Origin of the sequence: Actinosynnema mirum DSM 43827, assembly GCF_000023245.1 — a bacterium.
Taxonomy (GTDB): Bacteria; Actinomycetota; Actinomycetes; order Mycobacteriales; family Pseudonocardiaceae; genus Actinosynnema; species Actinosynnema mirum.
Genome location: NC_013093.1, coordinates 4771862 through 4789494, shown reverse-complemented (window position 1 = coordinate 4789494; position 17633 = coordinate 4771862). Strand labels below are relative to the sequence as shown.

The 17633-nt window shown below is 73.7% G+C and carries 17 protein-coding genes; 7 read left to right on the top strand and 10 right to left on the bottom strand.

The window, feature by feature from the left end; genetic code table 11:
- Positions 1-31: 31 nt before the first annotated feature.
- Entirely contained in the window at positions 32-1075 is a 1044-nt protein-coding gene (locus AMIR_RS20315) for a methyltransferase (protein WP_222840688.1), read from the bottom strand.
- 34 nt (positions 1076-1109) lie between these two features.
- Positions 1110-2660, bottom strand: a complete 1551-nt coding sequence (locus tag AMIR_RS20310) for a GMC family oxidoreductase (protein ID WP_015802819.1) — start codon at positions 2658-2660, stop codon at positions 1110-1112.
- A 333-nt stretch (positions 2661-2993) separates the two neighbouring features.
- On the opposite strand from AMIR_RS20310, the gene AMIR_RS20305 reads away from it, so the two are divergent.
- Positions 2994-4196, top strand: a complete 1203-nt coding sequence (locus tag AMIR_RS20305) for a cysteine desulfurase-like protein (protein WP_015802818.1) — start codon at positions 2994-2996, stop codon at positions 4194-4196.
- 55 nt (positions 4197-4251) lie between these two features.
- Here AMIR_RS20305 and AMIR_RS40440 read toward each other — a convergent pair whose 3' ends face one another.
- From AMIR_RS40440 to AMIR_RS20280, 5 genes are all read right to left on the bottom strand, one after another.
- On the bottom strand, positions 4252-4830 hold the full coding sequence (locus AMIR_RS40440; protein WP_280956187.1) for a hypothetical protein: 579 nt from the start codon (positions 4828-4830) through the stop codon (positions 4252-4254).
- Positions 4803-5360, bottom strand: coding sequence for a hypothetical protein (locus AMIR_RS40435; RefSeq protein WP_015802816.1), 558 nt, complete (start codon positions 5358-5360; stop codon positions 4803-4805). The genes AMIR_RS40440 and AMIR_RS40435 overlap by 28 nt, the downstream gene beginning before the upstream one ends.
- An 85-nt stretch (positions 5361-5445) precedes the next feature.
- On the bottom strand, positions 5446-6720 hold the full coding sequence (locus AMIR_RS20290; protein WP_015802815.1) for an ABC transporter permease: 1275 nt from the start codon (positions 6718-6720) through the stop codon (positions 5446-5448).
- Entirely contained in the window at positions 6717-7388 is a 672-nt protein-coding gene (locus AMIR_RS20285; RefSeq protein ID WP_041838069.1) for an ABC transporter ATP-binding protein, read from the bottom strand. The genes AMIR_RS20290 and AMIR_RS20285 overlap by 4 nt, the downstream gene beginning before the upstream one ends.
- 83 nt (positions 7389-7471) lie before the next feature.
- A complete protein-coding gene (locus AMIR_RS20280; protein WP_084799235.1) occupies positions 7472-8527 on the bottom strand; it encodes a peptidoglycan-binding protein in 1056 nt (351 codons plus the stop codon).
- Positions 8528-8606: 79 nt separating this feature from the next.
- Here AMIR_RS20280 and AMIR_RS20275 point away from each other — a divergent pair, with 79 nt between their 5' ends.
- Both AMIR_RS20275 and AMIR_RS42830 read left to right on the top strand, forming a co-directional pair.
- Entirely contained in the window at positions 8607-9305 is a 699-nt protein-coding gene (locus tag AMIR_RS20275) for a response regulator transcription factor (RefSeq protein ID WP_015802812.1), read from the top strand.
- Positions 9295-11079, top strand: coding sequence for a sensor histidine kinase (locus AMIR_RS42830; RefSeq protein WP_015802811.1), 1785 nt, complete (start codon positions 9295-9297; stop codon positions 11077-11079). The genes AMIR_RS20275 and AMIR_RS42830 overlap by 11 nt, the downstream gene beginning before the upstream one ends.
- 99 nt (positions 11080-11178) lie before the next feature.
- On the opposite strand, the gene AMIR_RS20265 is transcribed toward AMIR_RS42830, so the two are convergent.
- From AMIR_RS20265 to AMIR_RS42825, 3 genes are all read right to left on the bottom strand, one after another.
- Complete coding sequence (locus tag AMIR_RS20265) at positions 11179-12102, bottom strand: MFS transporter (RefSeq protein ID WP_342626599.1); 924 nt, start codon at positions 12100-12102, stop codon at positions 11179-11181.
- A 13-nt stretch (positions 12103-12115) separates the two neighbouring features.
- Positions 12116-12361, bottom strand: a complete 246-nt coding sequence (locus AMIR_RS42075; protein ID WP_245554526.1) for a hypothetical protein — start codon at positions 12359-12361, stop codon at positions 12116-12118.
- A 539-nt stretch (positions 12362-12900) separates the two neighbouring features.
- Entirely contained in the window at positions 12901-13029 is a 129-nt protein-coding gene (locus tag AMIR_RS42825) for a hypothetical protein (protein WP_280956181.1), read from the bottom strand.
- Between the two features lie 134 nt (positions 13030-13163).
- Here AMIR_RS42825 and AMIR_RS20260 point away from each other — a divergent pair, with 134 nt between their 5' ends.
- From AMIR_RS20260 to AMIR_RS20240, 4 genes are all read left to right on the top strand, one after another.
- Positions 13164-13751 carry a TetR/AcrR family transcriptional regulator gene (locus tag AMIR_RS20260; RefSeq protein WP_015802810.1) on the top strand — a complete coding sequence of 196 codons (588 nt, stop codon included), beginning with the start codon at positions 13164-13166 and terminating at the stop codon, positions 13749-13751.
- Between the two features lie 227 nt (positions 13752-13978).
- Positions 13979-14488, top strand: a complete 510-nt coding sequence (locus AMIR_RS20255; protein WP_015802809.1) for a GNAT family N-acetyltransferase — start codon at positions 13979-13981, stop codon at positions 14486-14488.
- Positions 14489-15442: 954 nt separating this feature from the next.
- Positions 15443-16108, top strand: coding sequence for an AAA-type ATPase lid domain-containing protein (locus AMIR_RS20245; protein WP_143760816.1), 666 nt, complete (start codon positions 15443-15445; stop codon positions 16106-16108).
- Positions 16109-16310: 202 nt separating this feature from the next.
- Positions 16311-17048: a hypothetical protein gene (locus AMIR_RS20240; RefSeq protein ID WP_015802808.1), complete on the top strand. Its 738-nt coding sequence runs from the start codon at positions 16311-16313 to the stop codon at positions 17046-17048.
- Positions 17049-17633: the final 585 nt, after the last annotated feature.

Sequence of the window (17633 nt, the reverse complement as noted above, 5' to 3'; positions counted from 1 at the left end):
CCCAGGTGTGACCGGTGTCCGAGGACGCCGGTCACACCGCTTCGGCGACCACCGCGGACTTCGCGCCCGCCACCGCCTCCCGCCCCAGGAACCGCCACCCGGTCGCGCCCAGCCACGCCACGACGTCGTCCACCCCGTACACGTCGCCGTCCTCGCTGTTGACCGCGAACTCGCCCGCCATCAGCGCCGCCACCGCGGGTTCCGCGCCGGTGGGCCCGGTCCAGTAGTCGACCAGCAGCAACCGCGCGCCCGCCACCACCGCGCGCCGGGCGTTGGCCAGCACGAGCTCGTTGTCCTCCGGCGAGAACACGTGCACCACGTTCGCCAGCAGGCAGCAGTCGTGCCCCTGCGGCATCGGGTCCACCCGCACGTCCCCGGCCACCACGTCGATCCGCCCGCCGAGCCCCGCGTCCGCGACCCGCCGCCGGGCCAGCTCGGCCACCGGCGGCCACTCGACCACGGTCGCGCGCAGCCCGCCGTGCGCCCGGACCGCCGCCGCCGACCAGGACCCGGTCCCACCGCCGACGTCCAGCAGCGCCCGCCTGCCCACCAGGTGCCCGGAGGCGGCGATCGCGGCGGCGGGCCCGGCGTTGAGCGCCTCGACCCCGGAGGAGAACACCTCCTGCTGCTCGGCGGACAGCGCGGTGATCCGGTTGACCGGCCCGGACCGCAGCGCCTCGGCGAGCCCGCCCCACGCCGGGTAGCTGACCCGGTCGGTGAACCGCACGAACGCCCGCAGGTCCACACCGGACTCCCCGCTCAGGTGCCGGGCCGCCGGGGCGTTGCGGTACCGGTCGCCCTCGCGCGCCAGCAACCCGATCGCCACCAGCGCGTCCGCGCAGATCCGCCCGGCCCGCCGCGACACCCCGACCCGCTCCGCCAGCGCGCCCACGTCCACCCCGCCGGGGGAGTCCGCCAGCGCCTCGAACACCCCGAGCTCGCACCCGACCATCAAGAACTTGGCCGCCCGGAACCCGTTCAGCAGCCCGAGGACCTCCTCGACAGTCCCCGCCTGCCCGCTGCCCGCCTGCCCGCCGCCCGCCTGCCCGCCGCCCGCCGGGTCACCGCCGCTCACCGCGCCACCGCCGCCCACCCGCGCCACCGGCCGCTCACGCTTCCCGCAGCAGCTCGGCGACCCGCTCGCCAACCGCGATCACCGACAGGTTGATGTTCGCCCGCACCATGGCGGGCATCACCGAGGCGTCCGCGACGTGCAGCCCGTCCACCCCGCGCACCGCGCACCGCTCGTCCACCACGGCCATCGGGTCCCCGTCCGGCCCCATCCGCGCCGTGCCCACCGGGTTGTAGGCCGGGTCCACGGTCGCGGTCACGTAGTCCCGCACCGCCTCGTCCGAGTCCACGAGCGCGTCGTCGAGCAGCACCACCCGCTCGGCCAGGTCCCGGATCTCCGGCGTCTGCGCCAGCTCCCACCCGACCCGCAGCCCGTCCGCGAGCAACCGGTGGTCGTGCTCGGACGACAGGAAGTTCAAGTCGATCTCCGGGGCCCGTCGGGGGTCGACCGACGCCAACCGCACCCGCCCCCGAGCCAGGGGCTCCCGCGCCACGACCAGCACGGTGAACACCCGCCCGGCCCCGGCGGCGGCCCGCAGGTGCGGGAACTGGGTCGCCAGGTCGAAGTGGTTGACCATCGCGTAGTACATGTCGTTGGCCCGCCCGGTGCTCCGCGCCCCGGCCCGCACCACGATCTGCCCGACCGCCGCCCCGAAGTTCTCCGCACCCGGCTTGGGCACCATGAACACCCCGGTCCGGGCCTGCTCGCTCAACCCCGCCCCGACACCCGGCAGGTCCACCCGCACGTCGATCCCCAGCGCCCGCAGGTCCTCGGCGGGCCCGATCCCCGAGCGCAGCAGGATCGCGGGCGTCCCCACGGCCCCGGCGGACAGCACCACCCGCCGAGCCCGCACCTCCCGCGCGGACGACTCCCCGTCCACCAGTTCGACGCCGACGACCCGCTGGTCCGAGACCAGCACCCGGTTCACCACGACGCCCGACACCAGGGTCAGGTTCTCCCGCGCCCGCACCTCGGGCGTGAGGTACCCGGTGGCCGTCGACACCCGCAACCGCCCACCCCGCCGGTTGGACGGCGCGGGCCCCACCCCGGTCGACCCCGGGTCGTTGTGATCGGCGACGTCCGCGAACCCGGCGGCCAGGCACCCCCGCTGGAACGCGCTCTGCGCCGCGGTCAGCTCCTCGGCCCGCCACCGCCGGATCGGCACCGGCCCGCCCTTGCCGTGGAACTCCCCGGCGAAGTCCAGGTCGTCCTCGACGGCCAGGAAGTGCGGCAGCAGCTCCGCCCACCCCCATCCCCGGTTCCCCGACGCGGCCCACCCGTCGAAGTCCCCCGGCATCCCCCGGATGGCGATGGTGTTCCCCACCGAGGAGGAGCCGCCGACCACCTTCCCCTGGAAGTACCGGGTGGGCCGATCGGCCAGCATCCCGGCGGTGAACCGCCAGTCGTGGTCCACCAGCGACATCCGGTTCCCGTCGGCCAGGTCAGCGGGAAGCTCACCGGGGTAGTCCGGCCCGGCCTCGACCAGCAGCACCCGCCGCTGCCCGTCCTCGCTGAGCCGGACGGCGACCGGAACCCCCGCGCTCCCGGCACCGATCACGATGTCGTCGTAGTCGTCCAGCACCCCCACGGGGCACCTCCGTCTCCAGATCGACCGCTCCACCGCCCGACTCCGCCCGTCCGGGCAGGCGAGAGCCTATGACCGCGCGAACACCGAGCACTTCTCCCAGATTGCTCACCCACCAACACCGCAACCAGGCAGAAGCGGAACCGCCCGCACCCTGCTACACCACCCCGAACCACCCCAGGGGACACCACCCGCCGCACTCCCGCCCGCCCCCGCCCCGCCCCACCTCGGCGCGCGCCGCGCCGAGGTGGCAGAGTCCTCCCCACAGCAACCCGCGCGGTCACCCGGTGGACCGGTGCGGCGAGGAGCGGCGCACCGGGGGCAGGTGAGGCGACGGTGTCCTTCGACGTCCACGCGTTCCGCGCGCACTTCCCGTCCCTGACCTCCGGGGTCGCCCACTTCGACGGCCCCGGCGGCACCCAGACCCCGCGCCCCGTCGCCGAGGCCATCACCGCCACCATGACCGGCCCGCTGTCGCTGCGCGGGTCCGAGCTGCCCTCCGAGCGCAACGCCGAGCAGGTGGTCGCCGCCTTCCGCTCCGCCTACGCCGACTTCCTGAACGTCCCCGAGCGCGGCGTGGTCCACGGCCGCAGCTCCACCCAGCTCACCTACGACTTCTCCCACCACCTGTCCCGCTCCTGGGGCCCCGGCGACGAGGTCGTCGTGACCAGGCTCGACCACGACGCCAACGTCCGCCCGTGGGCGCAGGCCGCCGAACGCGCGGGTGCGACGGTCCGCTGGCTCGACCTCGACCCGGAGACCGCCCTGCTCCGCGTGGACGAGCTGGACCGCGCCATCACCGACCGCACCAGGCTGGTCGCGGTCACCGCGGCCTCGAACCTGCTGGGCACCCGCCCGCCGGTGCGCGCCATCGCCGACCGGGCGCACGAGGTCGGCGCGCTGGTGCACGTCGACGCCGTCCACCACGCCGCCCACGGACTGGTGGACGCCACCGCGCTGGGCGCGGACTTCGTGGTCTGCTCGCCCTACAAGTTCTTCGGCCCGCACTGCGGCGTCCTCGGCGCGGACCCGGCGCTGCTGGAGACCCTGAGCCCGGACAAGCTGGTCCCGTCCACGAACGCCGTCCCCGAGCGCTTCGAGTTCGGCACCCTGCCCTTCGAGTCCCTGGCGGGCGCGACCGCCGCCGTCGACTTCCTGGCCGCGATCGCCCCCGCGCCCACCCGCCGCGCGAGCCTGGAAGCCGCCTACCGCGCCGTGGCCGAGCACGAGCACGCCCTGCTCACCCGCCTCACCGAGGGCCTGGCGGCGCTGGGCGACCGCGTGGTGAACCGCTCCCGCGCCACCGACCGCACCCCGACGACCCTCCTGGAACTCCCCGGCCACGACGCCCGAGCCGCCTACCGCTTCCTGGCGAGCCGCGACGTCCTGGCCCCGGCAGGCGCCTTCTACGCCCACGAGGCGGCGCTGGCGCTGGACCTCCCGGAGAGCGGCGGCCTGCGGATCGGCATCGCCCCGTACACCACCGAGGACGAGATCGACCGCCTCCTCGACGGCCTGGCGGCCTTCACCACCGCCTGACCCCCGCAGCCACCTCCCCGCTCCCCGCAGCCACCCCCGCTCCCCGCCACCCCCGCTACCGGCGCGAAGCCTCCGCCTCGCACTCGGACATGTGGCCCAGCGCGAGCCCGACCTGCTCCGAGTCGTTCTCCGCACCCCCCATCGCGATGGTGTGACCACCGCTCTCCCCTGGAACGACCTCCACCTTCACCACCCCCTTGCCGCGCAAGCAGTCCACGACCCGGACCAGGAACGCGTGCGACTCCGGGTTCGCGGGGTCCTTCTCCCACGGCGGCAGCGGAACCGTGTGCGCGCAAGCCGCCTCCGCCGCCGCGATCCTCTCGTCGCCCTCCGGCACGACGGACAGGTCACCCATCGCCCGCTTGTCCGGAATCCCCTGCTCGCCCATGCACTTCCAGTACGGCCGCTGCAGCGCCTCCAGGTCCTCCGACGTCATGTCCAACCGCTCCCTGGGCCGCTCCCGCTCGGTCGACGCGGCCGGGGCCTGCCCGGTCCCGGTCGACAACGACGCCACCTCCGGCCCGTCCTCCGGGGCCGAGCACGAGACCAGCGCCACCGCCACCAGCCCGCACCCCATCACCGCCCGCACCGCGCCCCACCGCCCCGTCACTTCTTCGACGCCTCCGTCTCGCACGACCGCACGTGCTCCAACCCGGCCGAGATCGAGGCCGAGTCGTTGTGCTCGCCCCCGAGCGAGATGACCGGGCCACCCAGGGTCTCGTCCACCGCCACCTCCACGTGCTTGACCCCCTTGCCGCGCAAGCAGTCCACGACCCGGACCGCGAAGTCGTGCGCCTCCGGGTTCGCGGGGTCCTTCTCCCAGGGCGGCAACGGCTGCCGGTCCACGCACGCCTCCTGCGCCGCCTCGTCCGCCCTGACCTCCTCGGGCGTGGCCGCCCGCATCCCCGTGCCACCCCCCTCGGAACCGGACCCGCTCACCGGAACCCCGCTGCGCTCCGCCACGCACTCCTGGTGCGGCTTCCACAACGCGTCCAGGTCCTCGGGCGACATGTCCAACCGCTCCCGAGGCCGCTCCCGCTCGGCCGACGCGGCCGGGGCCTGCCCGGTCCCGGACGACAACGACGCCACTCCCGGCGCGACCTCCGGAGCCGAGCACCCGACGAGCGCGAACACCACCGCCCCCGCCACCAGCACTGCCCTCATCCCGAACTCCTCACCGCAGAAGGAAAACCCACCACAACCCCACGAACCCGCGCCCACGAACCCCGCCCTCGCCCGCCGCGCCCACCTACTGCGCCGCCAGCGCCTGCGTGGGCGTCAACCGGCTGGCCCGGATCGACGGGTACAGCCCCGCCACCGCCCCCACCACGACGGCCGCGACCACCCCGCCGCCCACCGCCGCCACCGGGATCACGACCGGCCACGAGCGCAGCCCCGCGTACCCGATCACCGCGACCACCCCGAGCCCCGTCCCCGCCACCCCGCCCAGCGCCGACAGCAGCACCGCCTCGATGAGGAACTGCCCCCGGATCTGCCCGCGCGTCGCCCCGAGCGCCCGCCGCAGCCCGATCTCCCGCCGCCGCTCCAGCACCGAGATGACCATCGTGTTGGCCACCCCGACCCCGCCGACCAGCAGCGCCACCCCGGCCAGCCCCAGCAGCAGCGCCGAGAACGAGCTCTCGGTCGCCCGCTTCGCCGCCAACGCGTCGGACGGCCTGCTCACCTGCACCTTGCCCGGAGCCTCCGGGTGCAGCGTGGCGGCCAGCGCCGTCCGCACCGCCTCGACGGACTCCTCGCGCGCCTTGACGTAGACCACCGTCGGCCGCCCGTCGAACCCCAGCTCCGCCTTCGCCGCGTCCCACCCGACGAGCACCGACCGCTCGACGTCCGGCGCGAGCGGCATCGGGGCCAGCACCCCCGCCACGGTGAACCTGGTCCGTCCGATGTGGACCGTCGGCCGCTCGCCGGTCTCCGGAACCCGGTCGATCCCGAGCCTGCCCGCCGCCACGTGTCCCAGCACCACGAACGGAAACGCCTGGGTCGACCCGGTGATGTACTCCCCGCTCGCCACTCTCCCGTTCACGGTCTCCAGGAGTCCGAGGCTGGTTGCGAGCACCGTGAGGTCGGAACTCGCAGAATCACCCATGAGGTCGGACCGACGCACGCGGGTGTGCGTGTTGGCCACCGCGGCCGACGCCGTCACCGGCCCGATCCGCCCGGCCATCCCCGCCGAGGCCTCGGGCAGCGGAACGGGTTCCTGCCCGCTGGGGGCCATCTGCGCCCGCAACGTGTTGGTGCCCAACGCGGTCAGCTCGTCCATCAGCGCCCGCTGCCCGGACGCCGGGATGCCGGTCACCACCACGACCGTCGCGATCCCCAACGAGATGCCCAGCGCCGACAGCACCGCCCGCAGCTTCCGGGTCCGCAGCCCGATCATGCCCAGCGACAGCAGGTCCGCCGGCGCCAGCCGGGGCGGCGACGGCGGCCCCGAGGACCGCGCGACCGGCTCGAACCGCTCGGTCGCCTCCGACGACGGCGGCAGTGGCGACGACGACGCGTTCACCGCCCCACCCCCGAGTCCGCCACGACGCGCCCGTCCCGCAGCTCCACCCTGCGGGGCAGCGCCGCCGCGATGTCCCGGTCGTGGGTGATCACCGCGATGGTCGTGCCCTGCCGGTTCAGCTCGAACAGCAGCTCCAGCACCGACCGCCCGGTCGCCGTGTCCAGCGCGCCGGTCGGCTCGTCGGCCAGCACCAGCGCGGGCCTGTTCACCACGGCCCGCGCGATCGCCACCCGCTGCCGCTCGCCGCCGGACAGCTCGTGCGGCCGGTGCCCGCCCCGGTGGCCGAGCCCGACCCGCTCCAGCGCGGCCCCCGCGAGCCGGGTCCGCGCCCCGCGCCGCACCCCGGTGTAGCGCAGGCCCTCCGCGACGTTCTCCACCGCCGTCAGCCCGTCGGACAGGTGGAACTGCTGGAACACGAACCCGATCCGGCTGCCGCGCAGCGCCGACAGCGCCCGGTCGGACAGCTCGCGCACGTCGTGCCCGTCCACCTCGGCCGTTCCCGCGCTGGGCAGGTCCAGGGTGCCGATGATGTTCAGCAGCGTGGACTTGCCCGACCCGGACGGCCCGACGATCGCCAGCAGCTCGCCCCGCTCCACGCGCAGCGACACCGAGTCCAGCGCGGTCACCCCGCCGGGGAACCGCTTGCCGACCTCGCGCAGCTCCAGCACCACCTCCGCGCCCGCCCCGACCGGCCGGACCCGCGTCGTCCCGGCCTCAACCGGCCTGATCCGCGCGGTCGCGTCCGCCGCGCTCACCGGGCCACCACCACGACCATGCCCTCGACGACGTCCGGCCCGCTGACCTCGACCCGGCTCTGCGAGTGCATCCCGGTCTCCACGGCCTTCAGCGCGCCACCGGGCGACTGCACCGCGTACCCGCCCTCGCGCAGCGCCACCAGCGCCTCCAGCGGCACGGACAGCACGCCCTCCCGCCGCTCCGTCGTGATCTTCACCTGCACCGGGGCCGAGTCCAGGTCGGCCACGTCCTCGTCCCGGTCCGGCGTCACCACCACCTCGATCCGCGGCCCGGCCCCCTGCCCCTGCTCACCGCTCACCGCCGTGCCCACCGAGCTGATCGTGCCCGGCACGTCCCGCCCGTCCGGCCTGGTCAGCAGCACCTTCGCGCCCTGCGACACCGCGCCCGCCTCGGTGGGGGAGACCTGGAGCACGACGACCTTGCCGGTGGGCGTGACCTGGAACAGCTCCTCGGAGGCCGCCGCCCCCGGCTGGGCGGTCACCGACGACACCCGCACCGGTCCCGCCAGCACCAGCACCTGACCGGGCTCGACCTTCCCGGTGTCCGGCAGCCCGACCTTCCGCTGCCACTTCTTCAGCGCCTCGACCACGCGCGGGGTGAACTCGGCCTTGCTGTCGTCGTCGGGCCGGATGCCGACGGTGTAGCCCAGCGCGGCCAGGTTGTCCATCACCACGGCCACGTCCGAGCCCTTCACGCCGGGCTCCTCCAGCTTGCGGAACAGCGGCGTCGCGCCGAAGAGCACCGGCACCGGCCGGTCGTCCACCCGGTGCAGCGCCTTCCCGCGCTCGGCGGTCGCGCCCACCTGCGGCAGCGCCGTCACCGTCCCGGTCCCGCCGCCCTTGACCGGCTTGGGCGCGCCGAAGCCCAGGGTCCCCCGGAGCGAGCGGGTGCTGGTCAGGTCGGTCCGCTCGACGGTGGCGGTCTCGACGTCGGGCCGGTCCGCCGACGGGTCGGCCTGCGGCGCGTCGGGGCGCAGCAGCACGGCCGCGCCCGTCACGGCGGCCAGCGCGACCACCGCGGCGACGGCGGCCCGGCTACGGGATTTCGACATGCGCTGCAGCTTGGCGGGCACTTGTGAGGGTCCTGTGATGACGCCGTGAGCGCGGTGCGAGCGTGCTTATCATCGCCGCGTGAGCACCCTCATCCTCATCGCCGAGGACGACGAGAGCCAGGCCGAGCTGCTGCGCCGGTACCTGGAGCGCGACCACCACGAGGTCGCCGTCGTCCACGACGGGCGGGCCGCCATCGACACCGCGCGGGAGCGCGGACCGGACCTGGTCGTGCTGGACCTGATGCTGCCCAAGGTGGACGGTCTGGACGTGTGCCGGGTGCTGCGCGCCGAGTCCGACGTGCTGGTGCTCGTGCTCACCGCCCGGTCCACCGAGGACGACGTGCTCCTCGGCCTGGACCTGGGCGCCGACGACTACATGACCAAGCCGTTCAGCCCGCGCGAGCTGGTCGCCAGGGTGCGCACCCTGCTGCGCCGCAGGGTGGAGCCGCGCGCCCCCGACCCGCTGCTGCGCGCGGGCCCCATCGCGGTCGACCCGGTGCGCCACGAGGTGACCGCGCACGGCGCGCGGGTGGAGTGCACGCCGGGGGAGTTCCGGCTGCTGGAGACCCTGGCGTCCGAGGTGGACCGGGTGTTCACCCGCGAGCAGCTGCTGCGCCGGATGCACGGCTTCGACCGCTACATCACCGGCCGCACCATCGACGCGCACGTGAAGAACCTGCGCCGCAAGGTCGAGCCCGACCCGCGCAGGCCCGTGCACCTGGTGACCGTCTACGGCATCGGCTACAAGCTGACCTCGGGGGCGACCGGTGCGCCGTAGCGTGTTCTTCCGGTTCCTCGGCGTCACGGTGCTGGTCGCCCTGTGCTCGATCGCCACGACCGCGTGGCTGGCCGCGCAGCTCACCCGCGCCTCCATCGAGCGCGAGCAGGGCCAGGAGCTGTCGGTCGACGCCCGCATCTACACCACCCTGCTCACGCACGCGGTCGAGCACCGGGACTGGAGCGCGGTCGGCCCGGTCGTGGCCGAGCTGGTGCGCCGGCACCCGACGCGGCGGGTCACGCTGCTGTCCAAGGACGGCGTCGTCCTGGCCGACGTCGGCGGCCACGGCCCGCTGCCCACCACCGCCTCGGCCGTGGTCGACCCGCTGTCGGTCGACCCGGTGCTGGTGCCCGACGCGCCCGCGGACCGCGTCGACCCGCGCCTGGGCGAGCCGTACCGGGTGCTCGCGTCCCTGATGCCGAGCGACCCGTCGCAGGTAGCGGAGCCGGCCCCCGAGCGGGAGCCGGAGATCCGCACCGTCCCGGCCGACCCGCACCACCTGGTCCAGTCGTTCCTCAAGTGCCACTACGTCCAGCAGGACGACGCCGGAGCCGGCGCGGAGTTCCTCAGGGAGTGCGACGACCTGCTGGAGGGCGAGCTCCTGGACGCCGCGCGAGCCCTGCTCGGCCTCGAGGAGCGGACCAACACCTGCCTGGCGGGCCGGGCCCAGGACCCCGTCCACCTGGAGCTCGACCTCACCCCGTACCGGGAGGAGCGCCTGACCGACGACCAGCGCACCGCCGCCGAGGCGTGCGTGTCGGACTCCCGCCACGCGAACCTGTCCGAACGCGTCCCACCCCCCGCGCTGCTCTACGTGACCGTGCCGACGGGCGCCCCGGTCGCCTCGTTCGACCTCTCCCCGGACAACTGGTGGCGCGTGGCAGCCGCAGCCGGGGCCATCGCGCTGGCCGCCGTGGTGGTGACGGCGCTGGCGTGCGCCAGGATCATCCGCCCGCTCCGCGAGCTGACCACCGCCGCCCACCGCATGTCCCTGGGCGGCGACACCGAGCCCCTGGCCGTGCGGGGCCGCGACGAGATCGCCAGGCTCACCGAGGCGTTCAACACCATGGCGCAGGCCAGGGCCAGGCTGGAGGGCCTGCGCAAGGCCGCCGTCAGCGACACCGCGCACGAGCTCCGCACCCCGCTCAGCAACATCCGGGGCTGGCTGGAGGCCGCCGAGGACGGCGTGACCGACCGCGACCCAGAACTGATCGCCCTGCTCCTGAAGGAGGCCCTGGCCCTCCAGCACATCGTCGACGACCTGCAAGACCTGGCCGTGGCCGACGCGGGCGGCCTGCGCCTAACCGTGTCCCCCCAACCCCTCACCACCGTCCTGGATCGCCTGCGCGCCGCCCACGAGACGACCGCGACCCGCGCGGGCATCACCCTCACCACCTCCGCACCGGACACCCTCACCGCCGAGGCCGACCCGGTGCGCCTGAGACAGGTCCTCGACAACCTCGTCGCCAACGCCGTGCGACACGTCCCACCCGGAGGCCGGGTCGAGGTGACCGCGGAGCGCGACGGCGACGAGGCCGTCATCACGGTCACCGACACCGGCACCGGCATCACCCCCGAAGACCTCCCCCACGTGTTCGACCGCTTCTGGCGAGCCGAGAAGTCCCGCAGCAGACGAACCGGCGGCAGCGGCCTGGGCCTGGCCATCGTGCGCAAGCTGGTGGAGGCGCACGGCGGAACGGTCTCGGCGACCAGCGAACCCGGAGCAGGCTCGATCTTCACCGTGCGCCTGCCCGCACCGACCACCCCCGCCTGAACCGTCCCGCCACCCCCCGTCTGAACCACTCCACCAACCACCCCCCGCCTGAACCACCCGCCACCAATCCCGCCTGAATCGCCCCGCCACCGATCCCGCTCACACGGCCTTCAGTTCCCCCACGCGTTCGGGAGCCGACGCCGCAGCGGACCGGCGCAGCAAGTCGGGGAGCAGGGTCGCCAGGCCGACGACGGCCATCGCCGCCCCGATCCACAGCGGAGCCCGCAAGCCCAACCCGGCGTCGATCCCCAGCCCGCCCAGCCACGACCCGATCACCACGCCGAAGGTGATGCACGAGGTGGGCACGGTGTTGACCAGCGGCCGTCCGTTGGCCACGCCCATGACCCTGGCCACCAGCGCCGGGTTCATCGTCACGCCGACCAGTCCGACCCCGAGCAGCACCGCCACCACGACCGGCTTGTTCTCGGTGAGCAGCGCGAACAGCGACAGGAGGACCATCAGCGACACCAGCCCGAAAGCGATCGTCGGGATCGCGTGCCGGTCGGCGAGCCTGCCGACGACGGTGTTGCCCACGATCGTCGCGACGCCGCAGGCCACCAGCAGCCCGGTCACCCACCCGCCGCTGAACCCGGTCACCTCGGACAGGATCGGGGTGAAGTAGCTGAACGCCGCGTAGGTGGACCCGATCACCAGCGTCGACGTCGAGTACACCGCCCACAGCTTCCAGTTCTTGAACACCGCGAACTCCCCGCGCACCGACGTGGTCCCGTCACCCTCCAGCTTCGGCACGGCCCCTGCGGTGATCACACCGACCACCAGCGCCACCGCGGCCACGACCCAGAAGCTCGCGCGCCACCCGAACTCCGGCCCGATCCAGCTCGCCACGGGCAGCCCGAGCACGGTGCCCGCCATGAGCCCGCTCAGCACCACCGACACCGCCCGCCCCGCCACCTCGGGCCGGGAGATCTCGATGGCGATGGCGATCGCCACGCCGAAGAAGGCCCCGGACACCGCCCCGGTGATCAGCCGCGCCACCAGCACGAACCAGTAGTCCGCAGCCAGCGCCGCCAGCGCCTCACCCGCGACGAACGCCCCGGAACAGCACCATCAACGCCGTCCGCTTGGGCAGCTTGAGCAGCGCCGCGGTGAGAATCGGGCCACCCACCGCCATCGCCAGCGCGTACAGCGAGATCAGGTACCCGATGTCGGGCACCGACACCTCCAGGCCGCGCGCCATCTCGGGCATCATCCCGGCGACTTGGAGCTCACTGGTGACGAGGGCGAAGATCCCCAGTCCCAGCACGTACACGGCCAGTGGCATCGACTTCCTGCTTTCTCGGCGACTCGCTGGTAAACGCTTCCCACCCGGCCTGACCGGCGATGCCGGCTCGTCACCCAGCCCGGCCCGGTTGACCAGCCCGACCGGCCCGACGAGCCCGACCGGCCCGACTAGCCCGACTAGCCCGACCGGTCCGACTGGTCTGCCCGGTCCGCCTGGGTGGACCTGGTCGACTGGACCCAGGTGGTCGGACCCAGGTGGTCAGACTCAGGGGGCAAATCCCTGTGGTCAGACCTGGAAGGAGTGGTAGCGGGCTCCGACCACGACCGCGCGTGGGTTGTCGGCGGGGTCGAAGGGAAGGACCGGCTGTCCCGCGACGGCGGGCACGCCCGCCTCGGTGAAGACCGCTCGAAACCGCCGGGGCTGAACACCAGCAGTTGGCGGGCGGGGCGCAGGCCGGTCTTGCGGAACCCGTGCGCGGTGTTGCGGGGATGAACACGAAGTCGCCGGGGCCTGCGTGCACCGGGGTCTCCCCGGCGCAGATCTCCAGTTCGCCGTCGAACAGGGAGAACGCCCCGTCCTCATTCCCGGATGTCGCCGTTGAGCCACACGGTCTCGCCCTCACCGGAGGGCACGTGCAGGAACTCCCCGCCGCCCGTGGTCTCGACCGTGGACGTCGCGACGGGCGTCGTAGTGCTGGGCCTGTCCATCGCCGGTGCTGCCCCTCGGGTGCTCGACTATTTTTTGACCGACCGGTCATAATGAATCGGCGGGGCGGCCCGGCTGTCAAGCCGCCTCCCGAAGGGCACGGGTACGGTGGGGCGGCCCGAGGGAGGAGGCAGCGGTGCCACGAGGAAGACCCAGGGGCTTCGACGCGGACGCCGCCGTCGACGCCGCGCTGGACCTGTTCTGGCGGCGCGGTTACGAAGGCACCTCCCTGACCGACCTCACCGAGGCGATGGGCATCCGCAAGGGCAGCCTCTACCAGGCCTTCGGCAGCAAAGAGGCCCTCTTCGACCAGGTCCTGCTCCGCTACGCCGAGACCGTCGCCAGCTACATCACCGAAGCCCTGGCCCTGCCCACCGTGCGCGAGGTCGTGGCTGCGGTCTGGCGAGGTTCCGTGGACGCCACCACGGGCGACGACTCCCCGCACGGCTGCCTCATCGTGCACGGCGCACTCAGCTGCTCCGCCGAATCGGAATCCGTCCGCACCCGCCTGTCCGAGATCCGAGCCGCAGACCGCGCACGGCTCCGCGACCGCCTGACCGCGGCCCCCGCAGCGGAACTACCGGCGACCGCCACCCCCGAAAGCCTCGCCGCCTACGTCGCCACCGTCCAGCACGGCATAGCCGTCCAGGCCCGCAGCGGAGCCGACCGCGACACCCTGCTCACCGCCGTCGACGTGGCCCTGGCCGTCTTCCCACGCGGCTGAACCACCGCAGGCTCGCAGTACTGGCCTGTCCCGACGATCGCCGGCTCCAGCGACCCCAGGTTCGGGCGATCCCAGGCTCCAGCGATCCCAAACTCCAGCGATCCCAAACTCCAGCGATCCCAGGCTCCGGCAATCGCGGGCATCGCACGCCCCGTAGTCGGAAGCGGGTTCTCCTGCTGCTGCGGCACTAGTGTGCTCCGTCAGCCCTCTCGAAGGAGCGAGTGCCCGTGACCACGCCCGAGGTGACCGTCCGCCCCGCTACCGCCGACGACCTGGAGGCGGTAGCGGCGATCTACGCCCACTATGTGCACCACAGCACGGTCACCTTCGACCTCGTCCCGCCCACCGTGGACGACTGGCGGCGCAAGCACGGCGAAGTCACCGCCCGAGGACTGCCGTTCCTGATCGCGGACCAGGGGAGCGAGGTCGTCGGGTTCGCCTACCTGGCACCGTGGCGCGCCAAACCCGCCTACCGGCACACCGCCGAGGACACGATCTACCTCGCCCCCACCGCCACCGGTCGAGGAACGGGAGCGGCGTTGCTGGAAGCGCTGCTCGCGCTGGCGGACAGCTCGGGGATCAGGCAGACCATCGCGGTGATCACCGAGGACGGGGAAGGCTCGCTGGTGCTGCACCGGCGGTTCGGTTTCACCGAGGCCGGACGCCTGGAAGCCGTCGGCTACAAGCACGAGCGGTGGATCGGGACCATCCTGATGCAGCGCCCACTACCGGGCTGACCGGGCAGGTGGCTTCGGCCCTCACAGCATCTGTTCTCCTTTCTCCGCAAGAATTCTCTGCTCTGGTGGGGGTCCGGGAGAGGGCTCGCGCCCAGCCGCCCTCAGCGGTCAGTTCAGAATGAGCTGGCGTGTCGGCTTGCCCGCGGCTTTGGATCTTCGAAGATCACGGCGTGCGCAAGGAGGTCCTTACCGATGAGCTGCGGGCTCGGCTTACACCGCTGATCCCGTTGCGCCCGAGGCGCTTCCGTCATCCCGGCTGCAGACGCGTGAACGACCGGGCGGCCTTGGAGGGCATCCTGCGCGCCGTCCGCACCGGGATCGGCTGAAACCAGCTGCCCACCGCTCTGTTCGGCGCCTCGGGCGCGACGCGCTGGCGGCGGTTGACCCAGTGGAACAAGGCCGGGGCGTGGCGGCAACCGCACGAACGGCTGCTCGCCGAGCTGCGCGCGGCCGGCCTGCCGGACCTGTCGGCCGCGCTGGTCGACTCCATCCACCTGCGCGCACCCACAGGAGGACCGCACAGGGCCGAGGCCGGTCGGCCGGGACAAGCCCGGCTCCCAGCACCACCTGATCACCGACGCCACCGGCATCCCCCTTTGGCCGTGACGCCGACCGGCGGCAACCGCAACGACATCACCCAGCCGATCCCGCTGCTCAACGCCGTCCCGCCGATCCGGGGCATGGTCGGCAAGCCGTATCGCCGACCCCGCCAGCTCCACGCCGACCCCGGCTACAACCACGACAAGTACCGCCGCTGGGCGCGCCCGCGGCATCACACCCATGATCGCCCTCCCGGACCGCTCCACGTCATCGCTGCTTCGTGCCCGGCTGTGGAACCAGGATCGACCGGCCCCGTAATTTCCCGGCCGACAGGTCATCGGCGAGCAGGGCTTCGGACCGGCCGCGCTGGCGGCATTGGTCAGGCGCGCCCTGCATCCTGGAGACCGTGTGCTGGTGGCCCGCCCGCCCTCGGTCGACGACGTCGATGCGTGGCTCGCGCTGTGGTCCCCGGAGCTGGGCAAGAGCAGCACCTGCGTCGTGCTCTCCGGGATGGACCGCCTGCCCGCGTGGGCGGCGGCGGAACTGGCGCAGCGCTGCGCGGACGTGCGCACTGGTGGACCGCAGCTGTTCGTGCTCACGGCGGACCGCTGCGACACCCTGGACGAGCCGCTCGCGGCACTGGTGGACCGCGTCGTGGAGGCCCCGCCGCTGCGCGGGCGCCCGGCCGACGTCCTGGCGCTGGCAGGCCACTTCTCCCGCAGCGACCGGAGACGGGACCTTGCCTTCACCCCCGTCGCTCGCCGCGCGCTGACCGCCTTCGACTGGCCCGGCAACGCCAAGCAGTTGCGCGCCGTGGTCCGGGAGTCGTCCGCGCGCACGGACCTGATCGACGTGCGGCACCTGCCCGCCGAGGTGCTCGCCGGCTCGGGGCGCGGGCTCAGCAGGCTGCAAGTGCTGGAGCGCGACGACATGGTCCGCTGCCTGATCGCTCCGGGCGCCACCGTCGTGAGCGCCGCAGCGGCGCTGGAGACGGGCAAGGCCACGCTGCACCGCAAGATCGCGCAGTACGGCATACGCCTGCCGAACCGCTCGGCGGGCTCGGCTGCCGATCAGGGCTGAGGTCTGGGTGAGGATCTGGGGCGTTCGCATAGCCGGTCTCCTTCTTTCGATTTGCCTGGTTCCAGTGCTCCTGGTCAAACCGTATTGCGCCGCGCGGCCCAGCGGCAGCTACCGCCGATGTCCCCCTTCGAGTGATTGGTGTCGGATGTCCGGTTCCTTAACCTCGGTGGTGTGCGCTGGGTTTTCGGGGGAGGTGGCCGCTGTGACGACGTTGGTCTGGCACGTGCCGGGCAACCGGGAGCTCGACCTGTCCGAGGCGGACCACCGCCTCGTCACGGGACTGCGTGGCGCGGGGGAGCTGCTGTGCCTGGAAAGCGCGTCGGGGCAAGGAGAACTGCGCGTCGAGCACGTCCGGGGGCGCTACCGCGCGGTCCACGTCGGAGGTGACGACGGCGCCGAGCCCGGTCGTTGCGGCGGAGGCCCTCACGAGATCCTGCCGGTCACCGACGAGCACCGGCAGCGGTGGGACTACTGGCACCGGGCGGGCGACGACGCGGGGCACCCGAGCGAGGTGGGGCGGGACCTGGTGGGCAGTGGTCCGCAGGACGTGGCCATCCACGGCCCGGTTCCGACCGGCGTCCAGGTGCGGGCCTCGCAGGTGTCGAGCGCGACGGCGCGCAGCCGTGCCACGAGATCGCGCCGCGCGGGCTGGCTGCCGCTGTGGTTCACCGCGGCGGACCGGTCCCCGAGCTGGTTCCACCGCGTCCCGTCGGCCGGCTGCAACCGGGTCTCCTGGGACCACCTGCCGCCCAGGGGAACCGCGGTGGCGACAGGGCTCAAGCGGGTGGTGGCGGCCAGGTGCGCGGTGGACTCCTTCGACCGCTGCCCGGTCGCGGGACGGGGGCACTGCGCGGCGTCCACCCGAGGGTGGAGGCGCTGCCCGGCTACACCCTGGACCGGGTGGCGGCGGCGGTCCCGGCCGGTTTCCTGGTTCCGCTGATGCACGCGGGAAATCTGGTCCACCTCGTGGAGCAGGGGTCCTTGCGCCACTACGAGCAGCTGACCGGCAAGCCCGCCTGCTACCTCCCCGCATCCCCGAGCAGCGCCGGGGAACAGCGGGGAGCGCCCCGCTCGCGCGGGAAGGGGGTGACGTGCCGCAGTGGTGCCGCCGGTGCGACAACCGGCTGCTCTACCTGCGCCCTGGGCGGGAGTTGTGCGAGCGCTGCAAGTCCGGGACGCGCGACTCGGTGATCCGATCCGGCTGAGCGGGCGGGACCGCGTGACGCGCCGCCTGGAATCGCGCTCTGGCAGGGGGAAAGCGTTTCCGGCCTCGGCCGGGGGATGTGCGGTGCGGGGCGCGGTGGCCGCAGCGAGGCGGTTGCCGCACCCCGGATGGCACGGTGGTCCTCCGCTACGCGGCGACCGGTCGGGAGCCCCGGCAGACGGCGCGGAGATCGCGCGCCCTGACGGGGGTTCTGGTCGCGCGGGGCTGCGGGCGGCTGTGCTTGGGGGAACGGGGACCTGCGGGGTGGCCGGGGTTCTTCGTCGGGGGCCGGGAGTTGGGCATGATCTTCGGGACCTTCGC